Here is a 4,860-nt window from a genome sequence, read left to right as displayed (position 1 = left end):
CGCTGAGCCAGGCCGACATGCTGCGCCGGGTGGTGCAGCACATCCCGGAAAAGCATTTCCGGATGATCCGGTATTTTGGTTTTCTGGCCAATCGGGTCTGCGGGCAGTACCTGCCAAAGGTCTATGAAGCACTGAAGATGGCGACGCCAGGACCAACACCGAAGCTGTATTTTGTGCAGATGGCCAAAGCCTTTCTAAACGTCGATCCGTTCCGCTGCGTGCTGTGTGGCGCGCGGATGGTATACACGGCAGCGATCAGCGGGCTGACGGTGCAGGGACTGGTCCTCAACGCTCAGGCGATCGCGCAGATGAGGTACGTGAAGCCCTGACAGGGGGAAGGTGCGTCCGCACCTAGGCTCAGCGGTAAAATAAACTGTGTTAATGCGGATTTATAGGGGTTTTCACTGCATAAGTAAGGCATCAGCGTCTTCCTACCCATCGCTATGAAGGCATGACGCCTCCTTCCATAGCGTCAGCTTGATGCATAGGCATTTTGAAATTCCTATGCATGAACCCTCTTGCGCATCTAGATACTCACTGAGTAAGATAGGGTTCACTACATGCCAACTCCATAGGCAGGAGTAGTCAATTATTTAAGGAAATACATTGATGATAAGAGCATTTCTTCCGCCCGATGCTCCTTTATTACGTAAAGTGTCTGCTCAGGTTGATAAATTTTCGAATGGTGAATTACGTACTTTAGTAGATGACATGTTTGAAACCATGCGTGATGGAAACGGCGTGGGTCTGGCAGCTCCACAAATCGGGGTGGATGCACGCATTATTGTCATTGAATTTTCTGGGAATGAGGAGCGAGCACCCGGCGAATCTCCGGTCCCCCCCACGGTACTGATAAATCCGGTTATTACTTCCGGAGTTGGTCGAACAGAAGGACGTGAAGGGTGTTTTAGCGTTCCGGGTAAAATAGGCATTGTACCTCGGTATGCGACGATCGAATATACGGCTCAAGACATGGATGGTCTTAACGTCCGAGGCAAGGCAGAAGGGTTTCATGCACGGATTATCCAGCATGAAGTCGATCATCTGAACGGTATTCTTTATATAGATATCGCCAGTGAGGTATCTCTATATCAACGAGAGCCTATAGCGAGCAAATAACCAATCGGCCTTCATGTGTAGAGATTTTCCAGATTCGTTGCTCATCCAGGACACCCGCGTGTTGTCGCTGACCGAAAACTGACCCTGGTGTTCTCCTGCTCACTTTCCGAGCAGGAGAACACCAGGTGATCAGCATGGAAATGATGGGAAAAATTCGGCGGATGTATTTCCGCGACAAGCTGTCGCTTCACCAAATAGCCAAGCGTACCGGGCTGTCCAGGAACACCATCCGAAAGTGGCTCAGAGCCCCCGAAACCAAACAGCCGGTGTACCAGCGGCAAGCCGCTTTCAACAAGCTCAGCCCTTTCCACGGAACTAGAGCAGGCTCTCAAAGCCGATTCGCTTCGGGCAAAACACAACCGCAGAACCGCAAAGGCTCTCTTCGAGCAGATCAAAGCCGAGGGCTACGACGGCGGTTCATCATGGCCAATTACCCTGTCTTTCACGGAACTCATTTTTCGTCAGCGCCACTCATTGGGACTTTTGTCATAAAAAGGCGAGAATAGAGGCGGGCTCCCCGAGTAGATGTGTCGGCCGCGCCGTTGGTCTTTTGCAAAGCCCTTTTTTGGTTGATCGATAGGGAGATATCGTGAGCAGTGCTTCGGATCATGGTCCATATGTGAGGTACCTGGCTGATGATCGGTGCACACCGATCATCAGCCTGGCTGCGGTTCGCCAGCGCGATGAATCGCGAAAACGGGCGCTGGCACAAGCGCTCGGCCAGGTCTGTCGAGAAAGCGGCTATTTCTATGTCGAGGATCACGGACTTCCCGCAGACTTGCTGACCGCTGCGGCGGCTGGCGTGCGCGAGTTCTTCGATCTGCCGCTCGCTGACAAGATGGCGATCGACATCGCCAAGTCGCCTTTCCACCGAGGCTACGTGCCTGCGGGCGGAGAGACCGCTTATGGCAGCGCGATCAAGGACATCAAGGAGGCGTTCGACATGGCTCTCGAACTGGAGCCTGACGACCCGGATGTCCGTGCAGGAAAATTCTTCCATGGCCCCAACGCCTGGCCCGCCGCGCAGCCGCTGTTGCGGCCGACGCTGTCGTGGCTGTACCGGGAGTGGCTGGCGATGTGCGAGAACATCAGTGAGTTATTCGCACTCGGGCTTGGGCTGCCGAACACCTATTTCGCCGAGCGAACCCTGAAACCACTGGCGCAACTGCGTGCCGCGCGCTATCCGCAACAGCCGCCGGGCGAAACGGGCTGTGCGATCGGCTGTGGTGCGCACACAGACTACGGGATCGTCACGGTGATCTGGCAGATCGACGAGGAAGGGCTCGAGGTCTGCGACCCGTCGGGGCGTTGGATCCCTGCGCCGCGCATCCCGGGCACGTTCACGTGCCTGCTTGGCAACGTGACGGGCATGTGGACGAACGACCAATGGCGCGCCACTCCGCATCGCGTGCTGAACGTGTCCGGCAAGACGCGCCACTCGCTCAACTTCTTCTTCGATCCCGACTACGATTGCGTGGTCGAACCGCTGCCGCCGTTCGTCACGGCAGCGACACCGGCGCGCTACGCGCCCACCACGATGGGTGCGCATCTCTTGCAGAGCTTCAACGGCGTGTTCGAGTACCGAAAGCAATAACCTCAAACCAACGCACTGGCATCCCAGGGATAAGGCAAATGAAAAACATCATGGTCATTGGCGGAGGCGTGGTCGGCTTGTCCATCGCGCTGGAACTGAGCGAAAGCGGCGTGAACGTGATCAACGCGTTTCCGCGTACCGGCGATGAGCTCTCGGCTTCACGAGCTGCGGGGGCGATGCTCGGTGCATTCGGGGAGTTGTCCGCCGATGACGGCCCCGAAGAGATGGCGGAGTTTGATTTCCGCCTCGCCGCACAGCGTTACTACCCGTCCTGGCTTGCGCGCCTTCGCGAACTGTCGGGCGCGCGGGTGTCGCAAGTCGATGGCACCGTCATCATCGCGAACAACCAAGGAGCGCGGGATCGCGACGGTATCCGCCGCATGCAGCAGGAGGCGGCGTTGCGCAGCGAACCCGCAGAATGGATCGAGCCCGGCGACGTGCCCGGACTCAAGCCGAGCCCAGTCCACGCACCGGCACTGTGCCTGTATCTGAAGAACGAGCACGCCATTAATTCCGGCGAGTTGCTCGACGCGATGATGCAGGTGCTCGCGCGGCGCGAGAACTACCAGCATCTCGATACGTCCGTCGTGCAGGCGAAAGCAGAAGGCCTGTCTTGGACCATCACGCTCTCCAACGGGAGCACCGTTGCGGCCGACGCCGTCGTGATCGCGGGCGGGTCTCGCTCACTCGATTGCCTTGACCCGTCGCTCGTCAAGGACGCCGCGCTGCCCGCACTGAGCTTCGGCAAGGGGGTCTCATGCCTCCTCAGTGCGGCACCGGCCGTCGCGCACACGATACGCACGCCGAATCGCACATTCGCGTGTGGCATTCACGTCGTGCCGCAACCTGGGAGCGGTTTCCTGTACGTTGGCGCCACCAATTTCACTGGTGTGGACGAGGAGGCCGAGGCCAAGGTCCAGCCTGGTGAGCTGCACGGCCTGTTCGATGAGGCCATCCATCAAATCAACACCGACATTCGCACGAGCCGCATCGAACAGATTCGTGTTGGCTTTCGGCCGATCGCGGCGTACAAGCGGCCGCTCGTCGGTAAGACGCGCATCGCAAATTTGTACATTGCCACCGGCACGTATCGAAACGGCGTACTCATGGCGCCGCTCGTCGCTGCGATGATCGCCGCCGAGTTAGGCCTGCGTGCCGCGCCATATCAGGGCAATCCGTTCTCGGTGCTGGGCGAGGAGAACAAGGTCGGCTGGGACATGGGCCGGCTGCTTGACGTCGGCGTGCGCGATCTGGTGGCATTCCTCCAGGATCCGCGCGGCCCGCTCCCCTACAACCGCGCGCACGAGCTCGAAGCCTATCTGCGCAGTTTGCTTCAAGCGGCCGTGTGCAACGATGCAGGCGGCGACTCGCTGCACGCGATGATTCAAACCCGGCTGAAGGGGGCTCCCTTCAGCGAGACGGTTCACAAGCTCTTCTATGAAATTGGAGAAAGGGCGCACCTGCTCCCGGCACCCGCAGCATCTTAATCGAGTCGTGGAGAGCCATCGCTGGTCGCTGTGCGCTCATGCTGCGGTTCAAGTGGCGTCCATCGATGAGGCTTTTGCAGACCTGACCGGCATGCCAGGCAATCTGACCGAGTTGGGAAGATCGATTCGAGCCAAAGTCCATCGCTGCACAGGTATTCCCGTGGGTGTCGGGATTGCACCGACCAAGACACTGGCCAAGCTGGCCAATTACACCGCAAAGCGTCTCCAGGCGCACACAGGTGGTGTCGTGGACATCTGCGACCCGGTAAAACGCGATTGGGTGCTGCGCAATACCTCTGTTGGTGAGGTCTGGGGCATCGGTCGAAAAATGAAAGCGCACCTGGAGGGCATGCAGATCCTGTCGGCCAAGGACCTTGCTATGGCGGATCCCTGGATGCTGCGCAAAACGTTTAGCGTTGTGATCGAGAAAACCGCACGCGAGCTGGCGGGTACCGCGTGCCTGGAGCTGGACGAAGTCGAGCCGCCACGGCAGGAGATTTGTTGCAGCAGAATGTTTGGCAAGCGACTGACCGAGCTGGGGCCGATCAAGGGGAGCGGGGTCTGGGGAGCAATGGAACAGGGAAGTCAGTTAAGCCACTACGTCACCAGTACCGGTCAGTACCCTCCATGTGCACTTCGCTTTCGGAGAAGCAGTGGCGG

At 58.4% G+C, this 4,860-nt stretch carries 5 protein-coding genes and 1 pseudogene; all 6 read left to right on the top strand.

What is annotated here, in order from left to right; translation table 11 throughout:
• Positions 1-329: transposase (locus tag AO277_RS10750; RefSeq protein WP_180273437.1), on the top strand; the 329-nt coding region annotated here is incomplete at its 5' end.
• Between the two features lie 280 nt (positions 330-609).
• Entirely contained in the window at positions 610-1,119 is a 510-nt protein-coding gene (def, locus tag AO277_RS10740) for a peptide deformylase (protein WP_005735414.1), read from the top strand.
• 143 nt (positions 1,120-1,262) lie between these two features.
• Positions 1,263-1,542 (top strand): annotated as a pseudogene (locus tag AO277_RS10735) (helix-turn-helix domain-containing protein); the annotation flags it as partial.
• A 166-nt stretch (positions 1,543-1,708) separates the two neighbouring features.
• A complete protein-coding gene (locus tag AO277_RS10730) occupies positions 1,709-2,713 on the top strand; it encodes an isopenicillin N synthase family dioxygenase (RefSeq protein ID WP_229687597.1) in 1,005 nt (334 codons plus the stop codon).
• Positions 2,714-2,751: 38 nt separating this feature from the next.
• Complete coding sequence (locus tag AO277_RS10725; protein ID WP_044320061.1) at positions 2,752-4,200, top strand: NAD(P)/FAD-dependent oxidoreductase; 1,449 nt, start codon at positions 2,752-2,754, stop codon at positions 4,198-4,200.
• Positions 4,151-4,860 (top strand): Y-family DNA polymerase (locus AO277_RS10720; RefSeq protein ID WP_442757259.1); only part of this gene is annotated, 710 nt, incomplete at its 3' end. The genes AO277_RS10725 and AO277_RS10720, both read left to right, overlap by 50 nt.

This window comes from Pseudomonas amygdali (assembly GCF_002699855.1).
GTDB lineage: Bacteria > Pseudomonadota > Gammaproteobacteria > Pseudomonadales > Pseudomonadaceae > Aquipseudomonas > Aquipseudomonas amygdali.
The sequence above is the reverse complement of the archived record's forward strand: the minus strand, read 5'-3'. Positions and strand labels throughout refer to the sequence as shown.

What these genes read in the sequence shown, in the direction of transcription:
- def (WP_005735414.1), top strand. Translation starts at nt 610, where the DNA reads ATGATAAGAGCATTTCTTCCGCCCGATGCTCCTTTATTACGTAAAGTG.
- AO277_RS10725 (WP_044320061.1), top strand. Translation starts at nt 2,752, where the DNA reads ATGAAAAACATCATGGTCATTGGCGGAGGCGTGGTCGGCTTGTCCATC.